Below are 18818 nucleotides of genomic sequence, written 5' to 3'. Positions count from 1 at the left end.
ATCCAGCATTCAAAGACGAGATAAAAAAACAGTTTTCATCTAGCAAAAACTAAAAGCCCAAGATTTCTCATCTCAGGCTCGCATGTTTAGGCGTTCCAGACTTTTTCGCCACCTAAATAAGTTGCTCGCAAATCAAAGTCCTTATCAAGAACAATAAAATCAGCTTTATGTCCTTCTTTAATTTTTCCGCACTTATCATCAATACCAACAGAAATAGCTGGTATCAAACTAGCCATGCTAATTGCTTGTGCTTTTGAAGCTACACCCCAATTAACAACATTTTTGACAGCATCTTTCAATTGGAGAATTGATCCTGCCAGACTACCGCTAGATTTCAAACGAGCTGTCCCTTTTTCAACAATAACAGGATATTCACCCAGCATATAATCACCATCTTCAAGACCACCTGCACTCATACAATCAGTGATCAAAACAACATGATCATATTGTTTTTGATTCATCAAAATTTCACAAGCTGATGGATGAACATGATGACCATCACAGATTAACTCTGCATAAGTATTTGGAAGTTCATAAACTGCACCAACCATACCAGGTTCACGATGATTAAGTCCACGCATACCATTATAAGCATGAACCCAAATTGAAGCTCCAGCTTCTACGGCATTTGCAGCCTGATCATAAGTAGCGTCAGAATGTCCTAACGCAACAAAAACATTTTTTTTATGTGCGTAATTAATAAATTCAGTCACTTCATCACGTTCAGGTGCTAAAGCAACTTTTTTTAGCAATCCTTTTGAACTTTCTAACCACTGATCTAACTCAGCGATTGATGGGTTACGCATGTAAGAAGGGTTTTGCGCACCTTTATATTTTTCAGTAAAATATGGACCTTCAAAGAAAAGTCCTTGAATACGTGCTCCACTTTCTTGACCTACAAAACTAGCTGCAGTACGACAAATATTATCTAAAGTTTCAAATGATGCTGTCAATCCAGTTGGTAAAAAACTAGTAACCCCAGCTCCCAAAAGTGCCTGACTCATTGTTTCCAAAGACTCTTGACTATTATCCATAACATCTGCACCAGCAAAACCATGAATATGAGTATCAACTAAACCAGGAGCAATACTGTAACCAGTATAATCAATGATTTCAGCATCACTTGGTACTTCAGTCTGCCAGCTCCCAAAAGTATCTCCTTCGATAGCTAGGTAACCAGCTTTTTTCACTTGATATGGATAATAAAATTCATCTGCTTTAATATACTTTGTCATTTAAAAACGCCTCCATTCATTTATATTATATGCTAAATGTTCATTTTTGTAAATGGTATATACCGTTTTAATTCTTATCTAAAATTTCTAATTACTTTAGCAGTAGAGCCTATTCTCATTTCAAACAATCATTCTATTATTTGAACAATTAGTTGCTAACACATACATTTAATAAACCGATAAAATCATCCAACATCTAATTATAGTTGACCTCTTAAGCTTAAAAGTCCCCCAAACTTTCTTTTGCATAAGATTGGGGAACTTTATAATCATGTAACAAATTCTGCTTTAGTTAGCTGTTTAATTAAGCTAGGAAACTAATTAGATATTAGCGACCGGAAATCATGTTTCCCCTAGTCTTAGAACCAGGATAGAAACTAACAAATGACTACTCATCATCCTCGCTATCGTCAGATAATAAATCATTCACACGATGAATATTTTCCTTACCATAATGGATGATATCAACTTCAGAACCTAACAAAACACCGTTTAGAAAACCAATAACCATCGGCATATTCATACCTGCATAAAGTTCGAAATGGTATCCCTCCATCAATAAACGTGACACCACGTTACAAGGTGTACCTCCTAATAAATCTGCGAAAACAATGTAATCATCTAAGTTCTCAACAACTGAAAGAAATTTTTCTTTGAAGTCTTCCGCACCTTCTGAAGGTAGTAAAGGTACAGGATAGATATTTGTTTGGGGTCCCATAATCATCTCAGTACTATTTTTCAATTCTTCACAAAAAGTACCATGACTTACTAAAATTAAATTTTTTGCCATATTTTGCCTACTAAACTCCTAGAATTCCAAAGAAAGCCATAGCAAGTGCGAAAACAACAATAACTAAAATAGCTTTCGTAGAAGTCATTCCTTTACGTCCTAATAACCAGAAGATACCTGCTGTGAACAATGCTGGTACTAAACGTGGGAAAATTTGATTAAACAAATCTTGAATGTCAATTACTTTATCACCAATTTTTGGTGCTGCAGTAAATTGGAAGTTAATCATTGTTGCAATAAGAGCACCTACCATGAATACCCCCATAACAGAGGCAGCTTCAACAAGAGAAGAAAGTTTATCTCGCATTGTTGTTACAAGTTTTGTTCCTTCTTTGTAAGCAATCTCTAACTGTTTCCAACGAAAAACATTAATCAAGGTAGTAACACCAATCCATAGGAAAACTCCTAACGGGTTACCATTCATCGCCAGAGATGCTGCAATCGATCCCATAATAGCTGGAACTAAAGAACCAAATACTGAATCTCCAATTGGTGCAAATGGTCCCATAAGACCAGTTTTTACACCATTAACCGCATCCTTAGCTTCTATGCCTTCATTCTCTTCTAAAGCAAGATCAATACCTGTAATAATAGTGTGGAAGAAGTTGGAAGTATTGAAAAACTGAGCATGAGTTTTCATCATTTCTTTCAATTCAGGGGTACCGTCGCCATACATTTTACGTAATTGAGGTAGGATGATGAAAAGGTAGCTTGAACCTTGCATACGTTCATAGTTCCAACCTAACTGAAACGTAAACAAACTACGTTTATTAATTTGTTTAAAGTCTTCTTTGGTTAATTTATAATTAGATTTCGTCATCTTCTATTTCCCCACTTTCTGAAACCTCTGTGTGCTGTGACTTCTCTGCTGATGAACCAGCATTTTGACCATTCTTATAGTGAATTGTCGCAAGAGCTGCCCCGATAATCGCAATACCAATCATAGGGAGACCTTTAAAAGGCGCAGCATCAAAGTCTTTGACAACAGTTGCAATAGCTGTCCCTGCACTAGTTAAATTAGTGTAAATAGTTGTCAACATAGCTGTAACGGCAAATCCAAGAGCAAGGTAATGAAGATTTCTTTTGACTGGTAAATAACGAAGTAAGATAGCAAACCCAAGAGCCGGAAGCATCTTACCAGCAAGAGTCAAACCATCAGCTAACCATTGTACTTCACCAATTCCTTTTACAATAGCATCAACTGCTCCACCACCTAATGTCAAAGCAAGAAGTACTGGTAAAGCACGTGATAGCCCCCAAGGAATTGCCCCCAAAAGGTAATTACGTTCAATTCCTGCGTAGTCAAATTTTTCAATATTTTTATCAATACAGTGTGCAAAGTAAGTTGTTGAGAAACGACCAAGGACGTCCGTGTAAACCATTAAAGCTGCCACCGGAACTGCAATAGTTGAAATAGCTAACTCAGGTTTTATTCCTTGGGCTACCGAAAAGGCTGTTGCAAGAACCGCTCCTGATGTAGCATCAATACGTGAAGCCCCACCAAAAGTACCAACTCCAAGTACCATTAATTGCAAGCTACCACCTATCCACAGTCCCGTCGTCATATCACCCATAATTAATCCGGAGATAAAACCTGCAAAGACAGGTGACCCTGCAGAAGAATTAATTGTCAGCTCATCACAAATTTGATATGCCGAATACAAAGTCAATAATAAAATTTGCCACCATTCAATCATGATGTTGTCCTCCTAAAATTTTAGCTATATAGCTGATAACTTATCTCACTTTTTCCAGCAAAGATAAGAAGTCTACTGGTGTATCACCTGGTACCATTTGCGCAATTAGTTTTGTCCCTTTCGCATTGATAGCATCAAAATCTTTTATATCATCACTAACAACATTAATTGATCGTGTTACAGAACGCGTTTCAGAACTCTGTGACATATTTCCCACATTAAGTTCAGGAATAACAACCCCCCGCTCAATTAATCCCAAAAAACGATCTGGTTTACGAGCAACAATCATCAAACGTTGTGAATCATATTTTCCTGCTAAAATATTATTCGCCGCTTTCTCTACTGTTAAAATGGATAATTTGACTCCTGCAGGTGTAGCTAACTTAAGTGCTGTTTTTTCAAGGCTACTATCTACAATTTCATCATCCACTACCATAATTCGACTAATATTCAATTTGGTAGTCCACAAATTTGCAACTTGACCATGAATAAGTCTTCCATCAATACGTGCTGCAATAATTGTCATAAATTTTCTCCTTCTATTTTTTTGAAATTAGGCTCCATGCAAAGATTTAGAGTTTCTTGGTAATATCCCTCTGTTTCAAAAATAGTAATCGTATTTTCGCCACAAACCATCATTCCCCTAGGAATATAAAGTGACAATGTTGGTCCAATATTCCAAAATCTACCAAGATTATAGCCGTTAATGAAGGCAACTCCTTTTCCGAATCCAGACATATCCATATAAGTATCTTCTGGATTTAAACAATGAAATTTAAATTCATAAAAACTTGGTACTCCTTCTCGCCAAGGGCTAGAATACTTAAGGTTCTTAATAGAATTCATAGATAAAGGATAAGTTTCCCATTGATTAACAAAATGTAAATCAAGCATCACACCACGACCGATTCCTTTATGTTGACTTGGTGCTGTTAATTTGTGTCCATAATTTACCCGCCCCATATTTTCAACTAAAATATCAAGTTGACTCTCTTCTGAAGTGAAGTTAACTTGAATATCATCTCCGATTTCTTCCTGGTACTGGGTAACAATATGGTTGCCATTTAAGAAAACTTGTGCTCTATCTCTTGTATCAATAAGTCTCACTTTTTCAGTGTTTCCCTGATAACCATTTAACTTAGTTCGATAAAAAATATAACCAGTTGACTGATTTAAAGCTTCCATATTCTGAGGATAAAAACTCGTATGACACTCACCGATATCTTCAAGAACTGAAACTAAATTCGTTTTAGCTGAAAGAGCAATATCCTTTATAGCCATAGTTGGCTTTACTAAAGGTGCAGCATAATGCAACTCTGGGTATTTATTTTTTAAACGATGTTGCAATATGTAGAATTTTTTCGTTGGATTACCTGCTTCATCTAATATAGCATCGTAATCATATGAAGTAACCTGTGGTAAATCTGTCTGTTTCCGAGCGGAACAGCCATTCATAAAACCAAAATTGGTACCACCGTGAAACATGTAAAGATTGATGCTTCCTATTTCAATAGCTTCCATGACAGCATCAGCTAACTCCTCAGGGTCACGTTTAATCACGGGTTCCCCCCAACGATTAAACCAGCCATCCCAAAACTCCATACACATCAGAGGCCACTTTTTACCATATTGCTGGAAAAACATTTCCATAGAAGCAAAATTCTCTTTTGCTTTAGAACCAAAATTTCCTGTTACTAAAACATCATCTTCAATAAGGCTTCCTGCACGTAGAGCCGTATGCCAAGGGCCATCTGAGGTAAAGAAGGGTTCTTCCAAGCCTAGTTCAAGCATCATCTGCTTAAGTTCTCTTAAATAAACCTTATCTTCACCATAAGAACCATATTCATTTTCAACTTGAAACATCAGAATATTTCCTCCTTGATCAAGTTGATGCTTAATCAATCTAGGAATTAATGCTTCATAATAACGTTTCACTACCTGTAAAAAGTCTTTATCTTGTGAACGAACTCTAACTCCTTTCTCCAGTAGCCATGCCGGTAAACCACCAAATTCCCATTCAGCACAAATGTATGGTGAAGGTCTAACAATAGCATATAGTCCTAACTCCTGTGCAATCGTTAAAAATCTTTCTAGGTCTAAAATACCAGTAAAATCAAATTCTCCCTCACGTGGTTCGTGTAAATTCCAAGGCACATATGTTTCAACTGTATTGAATCCCAAAGCCTTTAAATTATAAAGTGACTGATACCAGTCATCTGGATGAATTCGAAAATAGTGAATAGAACCAGATAAGATCTTAAATGGCTTACCGTCAAGAAAGAACGATTCTTTAATTTGAAAACGCTTCATTTTTTCTCCCTTTATAACCGCCTTCTATCTATATAAATAATAACATTATTAAGTGGTTATATCAAGTGTTTTTTTATTATTTTTTATAAATATTTAAATAAATCAGCTATTTTCCATCACTTAGCCTATAATCAAGTTAATTTTACAAATTAGTTATTATCTAGTAAAATGGTTGGTATTAATATTGTGAGGATTTGAATAGAATGGTTAAAAAAGAACCAAAATATAGAATGATTCAAAAAGAATTACAAGAAGAAATTATTTCAGATAACTATATATGTGGTGATAGATTTTATAGTGAAGCAGAGCTTTGTACTCGTTATCAAGTGAGCTCCATCACCGTTATTAGAGCTCTTAAAGAGCTAGAAAAAGCTGGGTATATTACTAGAAAGCAAGGTGTTGGTACTTTTGTATCCCAACCTCGTAAAGAAAAGATCGTTAAATTTTCAAATATTGAAGATTCCTCAACAAAGCAAGATGTTATAAATGTGCTTTCTATCGAAAAAGGAAACGACCCTTATTATCTTAATAAATTGAATCTCCATAAAAGTGAATATTATTATAAGATTACCCGTATTAAATACAACGACAGCACCCCTTATATATATCATCAAGCCTATATTCCACATGATTATATTTTAGATTCACATGTGCCCTTAGAAAAATTCAATTCTATTTATAGACGCTTCCGACATGATTTCAATATCTATCTATCTGAGGCCTTATTCAGAGAAACTACTGAAGTAATCTTCCCTGCACCAGAAACTATTGCTTCACAGTTAGAATTACCAGATAAAGAACCTGTAATTTACCAATTGAAAACGATGAAACATCCTAAAAATGGCCGTATCTTAGAATACTCTGAAACATACAAGCATTGGCACTTCTTTAAAACTGAAATCACTCATCAAAATTTTTAGATGAACAAAAAATTTTTCCTATCCTGATACCTTATTTTATTCTAAAACCTTAGGATCAATTCCCCTAGTTGTTTAGACATCATATCAACTCTAAATAACGATATAACCTCTTATCATCCTACTAACTTTAAACTGCATGATGCATAAATAGTATAGAAGCGATAATTTTTCACTAATAAGACCGAATACACAAAAATGGGAAATCACTATATTGTAATTTCCCACCTGTATAATATATTTAGTTCATATGCAAGATATCACTAATACTCTAACAAAGTAACTATTATCTTACACTTTCTCAGTCCAAGAGCTAGCTGTTTTGGCAAGGACTTCATTAAGTTCTTCAATGTTTTTACGTCCTTGTGTTCTTAACCAATCACGGGCTGCTGCTTCGCCTTCTTCGATATACACTTGTACAGAGCCAGCCCAAGTAGCACGTCCACAAAGGACACCGTTGAATTTAGCACCTGACTCAGCCGCAAATACCAACGTTTCTTGGAAAAGTTTTGCTGAAACACCCGCGCTAAGATAGATATATGGCAAATGACTTGCTGCTTCTTGATCTTTGAAAGCTTTAGCGGCTTCTTCTTTAGTGTAAACCACTTCACCTTCCGCAAAACCTTCAACATATGTCATGTTGACAGGGACTTCAACCTTGAGCACATCAATACCAAAGCGGGCATCAGAGAAAACTTTCATGGCTTCGTTAACTTTGTGAGGTTTTACTTTGGCAAAGGCTGCGCTTGTATTATCAGAGATAGTTTCATCATAAGTTAAGATTTCAAGGAAGAAAGGCACATCTTCAGCTTTACATTCTGCACCAATACGTTCGATATAAGCTTGTTTTTGAAGATTAACGTATTCATCACCATCAACGTCATAATAAAGCAAGAATTTCACTGCATCAGCTCCCGCTTCTTTAAGACGTTTAGCTGACCATTCTACCAAACAATCTGGTAAACGACTTGTTGTTGTCGCATCGTAACCTGTTTTTTCATAAGCTAACAAGAGACCTGAATCCGCATCACGAACCTTACTTGCTGGCAAACCATACTCAGGGTCAAGAAGAATAGATGACGCATACGGTGTCAATTCTTCTGAAACCAGGGCTTTCAATTGTTCGATTTGTTCAACACTTGGTTCTTCTGTTTGATAGTTTGCCATCATGCGTTTAAGTGCTCCTCGTTGGTCAAATGCCAAAGCAGAAATCACGCCATCACGACTAAGCTTTTCAAGCAAGTTACGTTTTTCTTGTGTTAATACTACCATATCGCTTCTCCTATTTTTCAAAAGGATGTATTGTAACACCCTTAACTACTCGATTAACTGTTCCAGTAGCTGACGGCGTATCTGGTAAATTTTTTACCTTAACAGATGACAATAAAGCTATTATTTGAGCTACAAAAATCATTGGAAATGCAAGGTAAGCATCTGGCAAAAGCTCTGCTTCTACAAAATCAAATTTATCTCCAGAAAAATTTGATTTTCCTTTTTGAGCAATTGCAAGAGTCTCCACTGCCACTTGATCTGTGTAAACTTCCTCTAAAATATCTAAGTCATACTGACGAACATAAGGATCATTATTAACAAACGTAATAACAATAGTCTGCTCATCAACAAACGATTTTGGACCATGTCTAAATCCCATTGATGAATCATAAAGAGTTGCAATTTGTCCAGCAGTTAACTCTAAAATTTTTAATTGTGCTTCGTGTGTTAACCCTTTTAAACAACCTGAGCCTAAATAAACAATTCTATTAAAATCTTTTGAAACAATATGTTGGAGTTCTTCTTCCCTCGTAATAACGTCGTTGGCAAGTTCTCTTATTACCTTGATATAACGTTCTTTATCAGATAATGATGCTTTTAAATCAAAAACTAACAAAGATGTCAACATCATACAAGAGAAACTACCTGTCATAGCAAAACCAGCATCATTTGACCGCTCAGGCATTAAGAGTAGAAGGTTATTTTGTTGTTCCTTAGCTCTTTTAGCGAGAGCACCGTCAGCAGCACAAGTTATTGTTAAATGGTAAACATTATTAATTAATTGTTCTGCTAAATTAACAGTTGCCACACTCTCTGGGCTATTTCCACTTCTTGCAAACGATACTAGTAATACTGTATCATTTTCGTAAAAATAATACTCTGGACATGACACAATATCTGTTGTTCCAATACTTAAAAAGTCAAAATGTTCTGTGTCACCGTGTTTTTGAAGATAGGCATAGATAGTTTCTCCGATATACTCTGAAGTCCCTGCTCCCGTAAAAATTACTTTTACTTTTTTTCCACCAGAAGAAACAACTACTTTTTTTAGAAACTCTTCAATTTCTGACTTTTTACTGATGAAATAATCAAATACTTCTTGCCAGAGTTCTGGTTGTTGTTTTATCTCGCGTGTCGTTATCTCGGCACCCATAGTTTTTAGTTCTTCAAAAGATAAATTAAACATTTACTAATCCTCCATGATTAAAATTAGATAGAAGACGGTTTTAATCAATTAGATGGATAATGTATAACTCGGTAGCGAAACTGATCAGCACGCGCAATACTGAAAGTAAATTCAATAATCATATTTTTATCATTGAATGTCTTACGTACCATATGTAAAACAGGATCACCCTTTTTGATTCCTAATAATTTTGCTTCGTAATCAAGGGCTATACTAGCATAGAACTCTTCATCCGCCTGACGTATAATTTGCTTATAATCCTCTGAAAAAATTTCATAAAGTGGCTTATCTTGCAGTCTTTCTTTTTTCAAATCTGAAAATAAGCTAGCAGGTACATAAGTCCTTTCAAACATCATAGGCTTGCCGTCTGCCTTTCGTAGACGCTCAAATTCTAGCATATCTGTTCCCACTTCCAAATTCAAATGCTTTGAAAGATAAGGAGTTACCTGCATCTTTTCAAACGATAATAAATCGGTTTGCGGCTTTTTGCCTAATTCTTTCATATGTTCAGTGAAACTATAGGCAGACGCTAAATCTGTAGTAGGTCCTTTTATTTCAGAAACGTAAGTTCCCTTACCTTGCTTTTTGTAAATCAGTCCTCTACTCTCCAATTCTTTTAAAGCTTGTCTTACTGTAATACGACTAACATCATAAGTCGTACTCAACTCACGTTCAGATAACAACTTATCATTTGGAGACATCGAATTTCTTATTTCCAATTCCAACATATCTACTAATTGTAGATAAAGAGGTTGATTTTTTTTAGTGCGCACGTTCTCCTCCTTTCTGGCTATAACCACTTATAGTTTATTATATTATTTGTTTTTTGTCAACACATTATGTATAGTTAATAATTACAATTTATATTACCAGATCAAAATTCATTCAATTTATAATAAATTTACAGAGACGAGCCCTTTTTCGATCGTTCAAAATACTTTAAAGGACAGTATTTATGTTAATCATGGAAAGTTCTAAAATGAAGTTAGCCACCTAAGGGTATCAAAAAACATCTCAGAGAGATATAATTGTAATCACCACAACAACAATTAGAAAGACTCTGAGATGCAAAACTATTATACACCAAAAAGTAAACATTTAACACTAACTGAACGTAGAATGATTGAACGTTGGCTTCAAGAAGGGCTCTCAAACCGTGAAATCGCTAGGAGATTAGCTAAAGCTCCTCAAACCATTCACAACGAAGTCAAACGTGGTCAGGTTAGACAACAAGTGCGTAAAGGAAAATTTGAAGTGATCTACTCAGCTGATTTTGCTCAAAAAGCCTATCAAAACAATCGCAAACGTTCTGTTAAACAAGTCTCCCTAACCAAGGGACTCAAAGAAAAGATAACTCACTACATCGAACAGAAATACTCTCCCGAGATGATGATAAAGTCAAAAGGGATACCTGTTCCCATCTCTACCATTTACTACTGGATTCATCATGGACACTTAGGATTGACCAAGGCTGATATGCTTTATCCTCGACAAGAGAAAGCTAAGAAAAAGCATGCTAGTCCCAATTTTAAGCCAGCTGGAAAGTCTATTGAGGAACGACCAGAAAGCATTAATAAGCGTGAGAATATCGGTGATTTTGAAATTGATACAGTTATTCAAACACGGGCAAAAAACGAGTGTCTGTTGACTCTAACCGATAGAAAGAGTCGTTATCAAATCATTCGACTCATTCCCGATAAGTCCGCGTTTTCAGTCAATCAAGCTCTGAAAGCAATCCTCAAGGATTATCAAATGAACTCTATCACAGCTGATAACGGGGCTGAGTTCAGTCGTTTAGCAGAAGTTTTTGACCCTACTCATATCTACTATGCCCACCCGTATTCTTCTTGGGAGCGTGGTACTAATGAGAATCATAATAGACTCATCCGGCGTTGGTTGCCTAAGGGAAGCAAAAATGCGACTCAACAACAAGTCGCATTTATTGAAAACTGGATTAACAACTATCCAAAGAAACTATTCAATTATAAATCTCCTAAAGAGTTTTTACAGACTGGCTAATTTGAACTTGAAATTTGGCTTTATGTTAATCATATATAAAATTTTTGAGAGAATTTCAAAAAAAATTAATGCGCTGTTATTTCTATGTTATAATATACGAAGATGCTTTGTTACTCGCAGAAGTTTAACATCATTGAACTTATCTAATAACACTATGTTATTGAAGGAATCTTTAAATTTATAAAAAGGAAAAGGAGCTTTCATGAAAAACTCAAAAAGTGAAGTTACTTATCTCATTCTTAGTATTATTTTAATTGCCTTTGGAGCTGGTATCTACCTAATCTTTGGTAACAGCTATGCCAGCAACTCAACTTCACAAGCAACTACTGCTACCTCATCTTCTTCGTCTACTACTAGTGAAGAAGATTTAGAAGCTAAAGCGGCATCCTTACTCGCAGAAGCACAAGCTAATCCGACATCAGAAGCTGTTACTAATGCACAAGCAGCGATTAATAAACTTTCTGATGAAAGTAAAAAAACAGATTTACAATCACAATTGGATGCTGTCTCTGCTGAAGTAACCAATGAAAGCAATGCGGAAACAGCTGTTGCAACGGCAGAATCTGAACAAACAAGCGCAAATGTCACTGCGGCACAAGCAGCAATTGATGTTCTAACAAATGAAACCGTCAAAGACCAACTTCAAGCTCGTTTGGATGCTGTTTCTAACGCTATCGCAGCAGCAACTACACAAAACAATACTACTTCAGGTAATTCAACATACAGCACTTACGGTAATACTTATTCTGATTCGACTATCACTAATAGCGATTCTTACGGATACTAATTATTATGTCAATCGGGCTTATCTTTTCAGCCATTGGCGCAACTTGTTTAGCAATCTCATCTTTTGCCAAAACTAAGAAAAGCATGTTGAGTTGGCAACTATCTGATTATTTCTTTACCATGGTTGCCAATTTTTTGTTGGGTGGCTATACGGGAGCTATTTCTATCAGTGTTTCTATTATTCGAAATACGCTCATGATTAAGAAATGGGATTCAATTTATACAACTGTTCTCCTCGTTATCATTCAAGTAACATTAGGCATGCATGTCAATAATTTAGGATTAATCGGCTGTTTACCTTTGATTTCATCAGTATCTTATACTATCGTTTCTTTTTTGACTGATAAGGTACAATGGCTTCGCTGGGTAACGGTTGAGAATATGCTACTTTGGTCTTTATACGACTTCACCATTAAAGCCTATCCTGCTTTAGTTATGGACGTGGTCATCACAATTACAACACTTATTGCTATTAAAAAATACAGTGGCTTAAATCGTCATACACAAAACACCCAAGACTGATATTCATCTTGGGTGTTTTAACGTTTATTTTGTTTCGTATCCTAATAAGATACCACCATCTTCACCATAGAAGCTACAAAGTCCTGAAGCTTTGATAAATGTGATATCGGCTTGAGGGTATTTCTCTTTGATTTTATCACTTAGCTGTTGGCAAGCTTTTTCATTGTTGGCGTGAGTAATCATGACTTTACCACCTTGATAACCTTCTTTGAACATTTCATCGATTGTTGCTTGAACAGCTTTTTTCTGACCTCTTGCCTTGTGAAGAAGCTCTAAAGTCCCTTCGTCACTAGCTTTTCCGACCATACGAATGTTAAGAAGTCCGATAACTTTACCAATCAATTTGCTCAAGCGACCATTTTTCACCAAGTTATCCACACGAGCAAGAATAAAGAGTAATTTGGTCTTAGCTTGGTAAGCAGTAATCGCTTCGACCACCTCATCAAAGCTGAGACCTTTAGCAATTAGACGGTTTAACTCTAAAACAATCAAGTCAATTTCACCGCCTGCAGATAGTGAGTCAATCACATGAATATTAACATTTGGGTGTTCTTCAAGAAGCATATTTTTAGCCACTTGAGCGCTGTTTTGACTTCCTGATAAATTTCCTGTAATCGTAATAGCAATGACATTTTCAGCGCCTTGGTAGGCTTGTAAGAAGGCATCTGGGCTTGGGCAACTTGATTTTGATGATGTAGGACTTGCATACACACTTGCCATCATATTATCGACATCTAACCCTTCATCATCCACAAAAATTTCTGAGCCAATCTGTATTGTTAGAGGGACATTTTGAAATTCTGTGTGGTCTGCGATAGCTTCGATATGTTTAATATCACAGCCAGAATCTGTCACAATTTTCCAAGTCAAATCTCTTTTCCTCCATTTCTTTTGATTTTGATATTATTTGACAAACAAAGTATTTTCTCCTAAAATTATATCATTAGAGCCTTTATCTTAGCTATCAAAAACAATCAGACGTCACAAGTGAGAGGATTTTGTCATGACGGAAAAAACAATTTCACAAAAATCCTTGCAAAATTTGCAGGTGTCCAACAAGGAGTCACGAAAATTAACGCGTGAATCACTTGAAACTGCGCTTTTACTTCTTCTTGAAAAGAAACCACTAAATCAAATTACGATTTCTGAACTCGTCGCTAAAGCTGGCGTTTCACGTAATGCTTTCTATCGAAATTACAAATCTAAGGAAGCCATTCTTGAATCTATTTTAACGCAAATTGTTCGCCGTATTTTTCGAGGCATCAAAAATTTCGATTTAAAGACACAGCTCTCCCAAGCGTGGCTTTTCATATTGACGGAGGCGAAAAAGGAAGCCAACGTTTTACGAATGATTTTTGAACAACACCTTGAAAAGCTATTAACAAGTATCGTTTCTAAACGCTTAAAAGCTTATCAACGTTTCAAGAAAAAGCATGATTCTCGCTACACTAATTCTTTCTGGAGTAATGCCATTATCTCGGTACTCTCAAACTGGGTAGCCGACGATATGCGAATTCCTGCCGAAGAAGTAGCCGCTATTGGTTTACCCCTTTTCTTATGAAAAGACCCCCTCTAACCACGATTTGGTTGGAGGGATTTTATTTTGGGTGAATTACCTAATCTTGATTACATTTTTTCTTTGGCAAAAGTAAACATTTGTTCTAAAATCAAATCACAAACTATACATTTGTTGATTTTAAAGGGGTAGATTATGGCAATAGAAGAAAAATTAAATTGTAGAACCTTAAAAACTCGATTAACAATCAGAGAAGCCTTGTTGGCACTATTAAAGCATAAGGAATTAAGAGAGATTACCATAAAAGAATGTCTTGACTCCCTTTACACGATTACGCAAACTCTGGACGGCGTTTACATGGCAGATACAGGTAGCCAATGGAAAAAGAACATTAAATTATTGGTTAAAGATTTGAAAGAAGCCACACCGAGTAGTAAAGAAAGCTGGAAACAGGTAGCCAAAACATTTGGTCAGGCAGGACTTAGCCACCACAGAACCATTTTTATCAAATAAAAACCTGATTGAGTCATATCAATCAGGTTCACTTGTTATTTCAACACATAATCGTAAATGGCTTGGGCTACGCCTGCTTGGTCGTTGGTTGTTGTTTCGTAGCGGCAAAGCGCTTTGACTTCGTCAGTCGCATTTCCCATGGCAACACTGTTATCAGCAAATTCTAGCATTTCAATGTCGTTAGCAGCATCACCGATTGCCATTACTTCTGCTGGAGTAAAGCCAAGTTTTTCTGACAAAGCTTTAAGAGCAGTGGCTTTTGTATAACCTTTCGGCATAATTTCAAAGATGTATTCTTGACTGCGCACCACGCTAAATTCAGGTGCCAAGGCACTTTCTTTAGCTTCTTGGAATAGGTCTAAATAAGGCGCTCTTGCCATATACATGGCTTGGAAGATAATTTCTGAACTAGCTTTCAATTCATCAATGCTAACAGCTTTAGCTATATCGAAAACAAGCCCTGCATCATATTGAACCAATTCTGGCACTTCGCTTCCAACGGCATAATAATGTTTTTCGCCTGTCAATGTCAAGCAAACCTCTGGATAGCCCTCAACCGCTTGGTCTAGTTTGTCCAATTCGTCATTATTCACTTGGGCATAACTGACAAGCTCCCAATTCTTAGTATTGTAAATACTGCAGCCATTATTCATAATAATATATTCTTCATCAGTCAAGCCAAGTCGTTCAAAATAAGGCAGAATCCCTGATTTTGGTCGTCCTGTACAAAGAACAATTTTCACACCTGCTTTAGCAGCTTTTTGAATAGCTTTGACATTTTCATCAGGAATTTTTTTATCTGAATTGAGTAAAGTTCCGTCTAAATCAATTGCAATTAATTTAATCATTTCTAAGTGACCTTCCGTTTAATTTTTGGCAAATGCCATTGACGCCAGTAACCTATCATACGTAAGATGGTCAGAATCAAAACAAGCAAATAATAACCTGAATCGTTATGGACGATTTTAAAGTAAATCGCTAGCGCTGCTAAAATTGACCAACCTGCATAAACTTCGCTTCGTAACACCCCAGGTTTTCTCCCGGCTAAAACATCACGAACAATACCACCACCTGCACCGGTCAAAACTGCCGCAACAATGACTGCACTCAAGGGTTGATGCAATTTCACCGCATACATAGCCCCTTGCACACTAAACGCCGCTAACCCGATAGCATCCGTCAATACTTCTGCCTTTCTCCAACCTTTATGAGTAATGATGTTTGGAAATACCATGATAAATAGCATAGCAATCAAGGCAAAATAAAATGCTTGACCTTGCGACCAAAGCGCACTAATGGGTAATCCTATTAAAAGATTACGAATGGCACCACCACCAAAAGCTGTTACAAATCCTAAGATAAATAATCCTAGAATGTCAAAATCTTCTTCCATGGCAACAATAGCTCCTGAAAGTGCAAAAGCAATCGTTCCGATAATACTTAAAATATCCCAAACATCTATTGTCATTTTCGTTCCAAATTCATTTTTTTCTTACTAGACTAGTTTATCATTTTTAACGCAAAAAAAAACAGCACTGAGTCTGTTTTTTTATGATTTTTGAAATTCTTTTAAATTTCTTTTCCAAGGGTGAATTTTGTTCCCTTGAGTGCTCGTTTTAGGGAGAGTTTGAAAGGATTACCTGTGACAGTTGCTTGTTTTTTATCCAAATCAACAACCACTTTTTCAACGCCACGAACAGCTGACAATTTTTCTGTCACTGTTTTGACACAACCTTGGCATTTCATACCAGTAATTTCATACGTTTTTTCCATGTGAAACTCCTTTGTTTATCATTAATTCAGTTTAATATATTTTAGGCGAAGGGCATTGAGGACGACTGAAACTGAACTAAATCCCATGGCAAGTCCTGCAATCATTGGATTTAACAGAGGTCCACCAAATAGATATAATACACCCATAGCGACAGGAATCGCTAAGATATTGTAGATAAATGCCCAGAAAAGATTTTCCTTGATAATTTTAATCGTTAAACGACTAATGCTCAAGGCTTTCAGAACATCTGAGATTTCTGGTTTCATGAGAATAATATCTGCTGATTCAATAGCAATGTCTGTCCCAGAACCGACAGCGATACCAATATCTGCTACCGCTAAGGCAGGTGCGTCATTTATCCCATCACCAACCATGGCAACCATTTTTCCTTGACTTTGCAAATCCTGAATGGCTTGCGATTTCTGGTCTGGTAGAACTTCGCTAATAACTTTTTTGATACCAGCTTGTTTGGCAATAGCTTGCGCTGTCTTGCTATTGTCACCTGTCAGCATGACAACATCAATGCCTTTTTCTTGCAATTTAGCGACGGTTTCTTTACTGTCTACTTTTAGCAAATCAGCTACGGTGATAAGTCCTAGTAGTTGTTCATTTGCCGAGATGTAAATCGGTGTTTGTCCTTTTTGAGTCGCAGCCAGCACCGCTTCTTGACTAGCGGTCAAGTCAACCTGATATTTTTCCATTAACTTGCGGTTTCCGACGTAAACTGTTTGTCCGTCAATATCGGCCTGCAAGCCAAATCCTGTTAAGGACTTAAATTGTGTGACCTCTGTCAAAGCTAACTTATCTGCGGATGCTTTTTCCACAATGGCTTGACTAAGAGGGTGTTCTGACAATTTCTCGATTGAGGCAACTTGTGCAAGAAGCTTATCTTTATCGCCTTGGTAAGCAAAAATATCAACAACTTGTGGTTTGCCTTGGGTGATAGTTCCTGTTTTATCAAAGACAATGGTATCGAGGTGGTGAGCATTTTCAAGGGTATCACCGCGTTTATAGAGGATACCATTTTCAGCACCGCGACCAGTTCCGACCATAATCGCTGTCGGTGTTGCAAGACCAAGCGCACAAGGACAAGCAATGACAAGAACCGCAATGGCAACTTGGAGAGCAAAGACAAAGGTTTGTCCCATAATCAAGTACCAGAAAATGAAGGTGACAAGCGCAATCACGATAACAGTTGGAACAAAAACACCTGCTACCTTATCCGCAATTTTCGCAATCGGTGCTTTGGTCTGCTGCGCATCCTCAACCAATTTAATAATTTGGGCGAGCAAGGTTTCATCACCAACTTTTTCAGCACGAATGGTTAGCGCCCCTTGTCCATTGATTGAAGCACCATAAACCTTATCCTCTGTGACTTTCTCAACTGGGATACTTTCCCCTGTCAACATTGACTCATCAACCGCTGAGTGCCCTGAAACCACACTACCGTCAACAGGGATTTTTTTCCCAGGTTTTACTAAAATGAGGTCCCCAACGTGCACGTCCTCAATCGCAACAGCTTGTTCCACACCGTCACGGATAACCGTTGCTTCTTTAGCTGATAATTTCACCAATTTTTGAATGGCATCTGACGTGCGACCTTTTGACAGCGTTTCAAAGTATTTCCCGAGAGTGATTAAGGTCAAAATCACCGCAACTGATTCAAAATACAGCATATGCGCGTGGTGGCTATGCCCCAGTATAATATGATAAACACCGTAAAGGCTGTAAACGAAGGCAGCCGTTGTTGCCAAGGCAACCAACGAGTCCATATTAGGATACCCTTTAAACAATGAGCGGAAGCCATTGACATAAAAACGACGTCCAAAATACATGACAGGAAACGTCAAAATCAGCTGAATCAAAGCAAAGTTCAATGGGTGAGCTGACATGCTAATGATTTCTGGTACCCAAAGCCCCACCATACTTCCCATAGAAATATAGAGGAGCGGTATCGCAAATAAAGCTGATAAAAGAAACTTATGCCACATATTCTGTGTGGCTTCACTTTGGCGCTCTGATTGACTCTTTGCCGTTGTCGGATCAAAAACGCTGGCGCTATAACCTGCATCTGCTACCGCTTTTTCAATTTCTTTTTCACTGACTAAGTCAGGATTATAATCCACCGTCATTTTTTCTGTTGTTAGATTGACAACAGCGGAGTCAACATGGTCTAGCTTTTTAACAGCATTTTCAACCGTTAAGGCACAAGCTGCACAGGTCATGCCGTCAATGACGAAAACTTCTTCTTTTGCCATTTATTTTCCTTTCCAATCTAACC

The 18818-nt window shown here is 36.9% G+C and carries 20 protein-coding genes; 6 read left to right on the top strand and 14 right to left on the bottom strand.

Features of this window, described 5'->3' with window-relative positions; genetic code table 11:
* Positions 1-86: 86 nt before the first annotated feature.
* The 6 genes from nagA to E8M05_RS02225 all read right to left on the bottom strand — a co-directional run bounded on the left by nagA (position 87) and on the right by E8M05_RS02225 (position 6032).
* Complete coding sequence (nagA, locus tag E8M05_RS02250) at positions 87-1235, bottom strand: N-acetylglucosamine-6-phosphate deacetylase (protein ID WP_003063458.1); 1149 nt, start codon at positions 1233-1235, stop codon at positions 87-89.
* Positions 1236-1623: 388 nt separating this feature from the next.
* On the bottom strand, positions 1624-2025 hold the full coding sequence (locus E8M05_RS02245; RefSeq protein ID WP_003063456.1) for a PTS sugar transporter subunit IIA: 402 nt from the start codon (positions 2023-2025) through the stop codon (positions 1624-1626).
* Positions 2026-2035: 10 nt separating this feature from the next.
* Entirely contained in the window at positions 2036-2845 is an 810-nt protein-coding gene (locus E8M05_RS02240) for a PTS system mannose/fructose/sorbose family transporter subunit IID (protein ID WP_003063454.1), read from the bottom strand.
* A complete protein-coding gene (locus E8M05_RS02235) occupies positions 2832-3722 on the bottom strand; it encodes a PTS mannose/fructose/sorbose/N-acetylgalactosamine transporter subunit IIC (RefSeq protein ID WP_003063453.1) in 891 nt (296 codons plus the stop codon). The genes E8M05_RS02240 and E8M05_RS02235 overlap by 14 nt, the downstream gene beginning before the upstream one ends.
* 40 nt (positions 3723-3762) lie before the next feature.
* Positions 3763-4248: a PTS sugar transporter subunit IIB gene (locus tag E8M05_RS02230; RefSeq protein ID WP_003063451.1), complete on the bottom strand. Its 486-nt coding sequence runs from the start codon at positions 4246-4248 to the stop codon at positions 3763-3765.
* Positions 4245-6032, bottom strand: a complete 1788-nt coding sequence (locus E8M05_RS02225) for a glycoside hydrolase family 35 protein (protein ID WP_013851497.1) — start codon at positions 6030-6032, stop codon at positions 4245-4247. The genes E8M05_RS02230 and E8M05_RS02225 overlap by 4 nt, the downstream gene beginning before the upstream one ends.
* Positions 6033-6235: 203 nt before the next feature.
* Between E8M05_RS02225 and E8M05_RS02220 the strand changes: the two genes are divergently transcribed.
* Positions 6236-6952, top strand: a complete 717-nt coding sequence (locus tag E8M05_RS02220) for a GntR family transcriptional regulator (RefSeq protein WP_003063448.1) — start codon at positions 6236-6238, stop codon at positions 6950-6952.
* Positions 6953-7240: 288 nt separating this feature from the next.
* Here E8M05_RS02220 and lacD read toward each other — a convergent pair whose 3' ends face one another.
* Genes lacD through E8M05_RS02205 form a run of 3 tightly spaced genes read right to left on the bottom strand, consistent with a single transcriptional unit; the run spans position 7241 to position 10180 of the window.
* Complete coding sequence (gene lacD, locus E8M05_RS02215; RefSeq protein WP_013851496.1) at positions 7241-8221, bottom strand: tagatose-bisphosphate aldolase; 981 nt, start codon at positions 8219-8221, stop codon at positions 7241-7243.
* A 10-nt stretch (positions 8222-8231) separates the two neighbouring features.
* Entirely contained in the window at positions 8232-9407 is a 1176-nt protein-coding gene (locus E8M05_RS02210) for an SIS domain-containing protein (protein ID WP_003063445.1), read from the bottom strand.
* Between the two features lie 44 nt (positions 9408-9451).
* Entirely contained in the window at positions 9452-10180 is a 729-nt protein-coding gene (locus tag E8M05_RS02205; RefSeq protein ID WP_013851495.1) for a GntR family transcriptional regulator, read from the bottom strand.
* A gap of 292 nt (positions 10181-10472) precedes the next feature.
* Between E8M05_RS02205 and E8M05_RS02200 the strand changes: the two genes are divergently transcribed.
* The 3 genes from E8M05_RS02200 to E8M05_RS02190 all read left to right on the top strand — a co-directional run bounded on the left by E8M05_RS02200 (position 10473) and on the right by E8M05_RS02190 (position 12734).
* On the top strand, positions 10473-11426 hold the full coding sequence (locus tag E8M05_RS02200; RefSeq protein ID WP_003067143.1) for an IS30 family transposase: 954 nt from the start codon (positions 10473-10475) through the stop codon (positions 11424-11426).
* Positions 11427-11628: 202 nt separating this feature from the next.
* Positions 11629-12213 carry an HlyD family secretion protein gene (locus E8M05_RS02195; RefSeq protein WP_013851494.1) on the top strand — a complete coding sequence of 195 codons (585 nt, stop codon included), beginning with the start codon at positions 11629-11631 and terminating at the stop codon, positions 12211-12213.
* Positions 12214-12218: 5 nt separating this feature from the next.
* Positions 12219-12734: a YgjV family protein gene (locus tag E8M05_RS02190; protein WP_013851493.1), complete on the top strand. Its 516-nt coding sequence runs from the start codon at positions 12219-12221 to the stop codon at positions 12732-12734.
* A gap of 24 nt (positions 12735-12758) precedes the next feature.
* Here E8M05_RS02190 and E8M05_RS02185 read toward each other — a convergent pair whose 3' ends face one another.
* Positions 12759-13604, bottom strand: coding sequence for a DegV family protein (locus E8M05_RS02185; RefSeq protein ID WP_003063439.1), 846 nt, complete (start codon positions 13602-13604; stop codon positions 12759-12761).
* 133 nt (positions 13605-13737) lie between these two features.
* On the opposite strand from E8M05_RS02185, the gene E8M05_RS02180 reads away from it, so the two are divergent.
* On the top strand, positions 13738-14295 hold the full coding sequence (locus E8M05_RS02180; RefSeq protein ID WP_003063437.1) for a TetR/AcrR family transcriptional regulator: 558 nt from the start codon (positions 13738-13740) through the stop codon (positions 14293-14295).
* A gap of 150 nt (positions 14296-14445) precedes the next feature.
* Positions 14446-14763, top strand: coding sequence for a hypothetical protein (locus E8M05_RS02175; protein WP_043910108.1), 318 nt, complete (start codon positions 14446-14448; stop codon positions 14761-14763).
* A gap of 35 nt (positions 14764-14798) precedes the next feature.
* Here the strand turns inward: E8M05_RS02175 and E8M05_RS02170 are convergent, their stop codons facing one another.
* From E8M05_RS02170 to E8M05_RS02155, 4 genes are all read right to left on the bottom strand, one after another.
* Positions 14799-15611: a Cof-type HAD-IIB family hydrolase gene (locus E8M05_RS02170; protein WP_013851492.1), complete on the bottom strand. Its 813-nt coding sequence runs from the start codon at positions 15609-15611 to the stop codon at positions 14799-14801.
* A gap of 2 nt (positions 15612-15613) precedes the next feature.
* Complete coding sequence (locus E8M05_RS02165) at positions 15614-16231, bottom strand: trimeric intracellular cation channel family protein (RefSeq protein ID WP_048791319.1); 618 nt, start codon at positions 16229-16231, stop codon at positions 15614-15616.
* A gap of 101 nt (positions 16232-16332) precedes the next feature.
* Positions 16333-16536 carry a heavy-metal-associated domain-containing protein gene (locus E8M05_RS02160; RefSeq protein WP_013851491.1) on the bottom strand — a complete coding sequence of 68 codons (204 nt, stop codon included), beginning with the start codon at positions 16534-16536 and terminating at the stop codon, positions 16333-16335.
* 21 nt (positions 16537-16557) lie between these two features.
* Positions 16558-18795: a heavy metal translocating P-type ATPase gene (locus tag E8M05_RS02155; protein WP_013851490.1), complete on the bottom strand. Its 2238-nt coding sequence runs from the start codon at positions 18793-18795 to the stop codon at positions 16558-16560.
* Positions 18796-18818 lie beyond the last annotated feature (23 nt).

Origin of the sequence: Streptococcus pasteurianus, from assembly GCF_004843545.1 — a bacterium.
In the GTDB taxonomy this organism is placed as follows: Bacteria; Bacillota; Bacilli; order Lactobacillales; family Streptococcaceae; genus Streptococcus; species Streptococcus pasteurianus.
The sequence above is the reverse complement of the archived record's forward strand: the minus strand, read 5'-3'. Positions and strand labels throughout refer to the sequence as shown.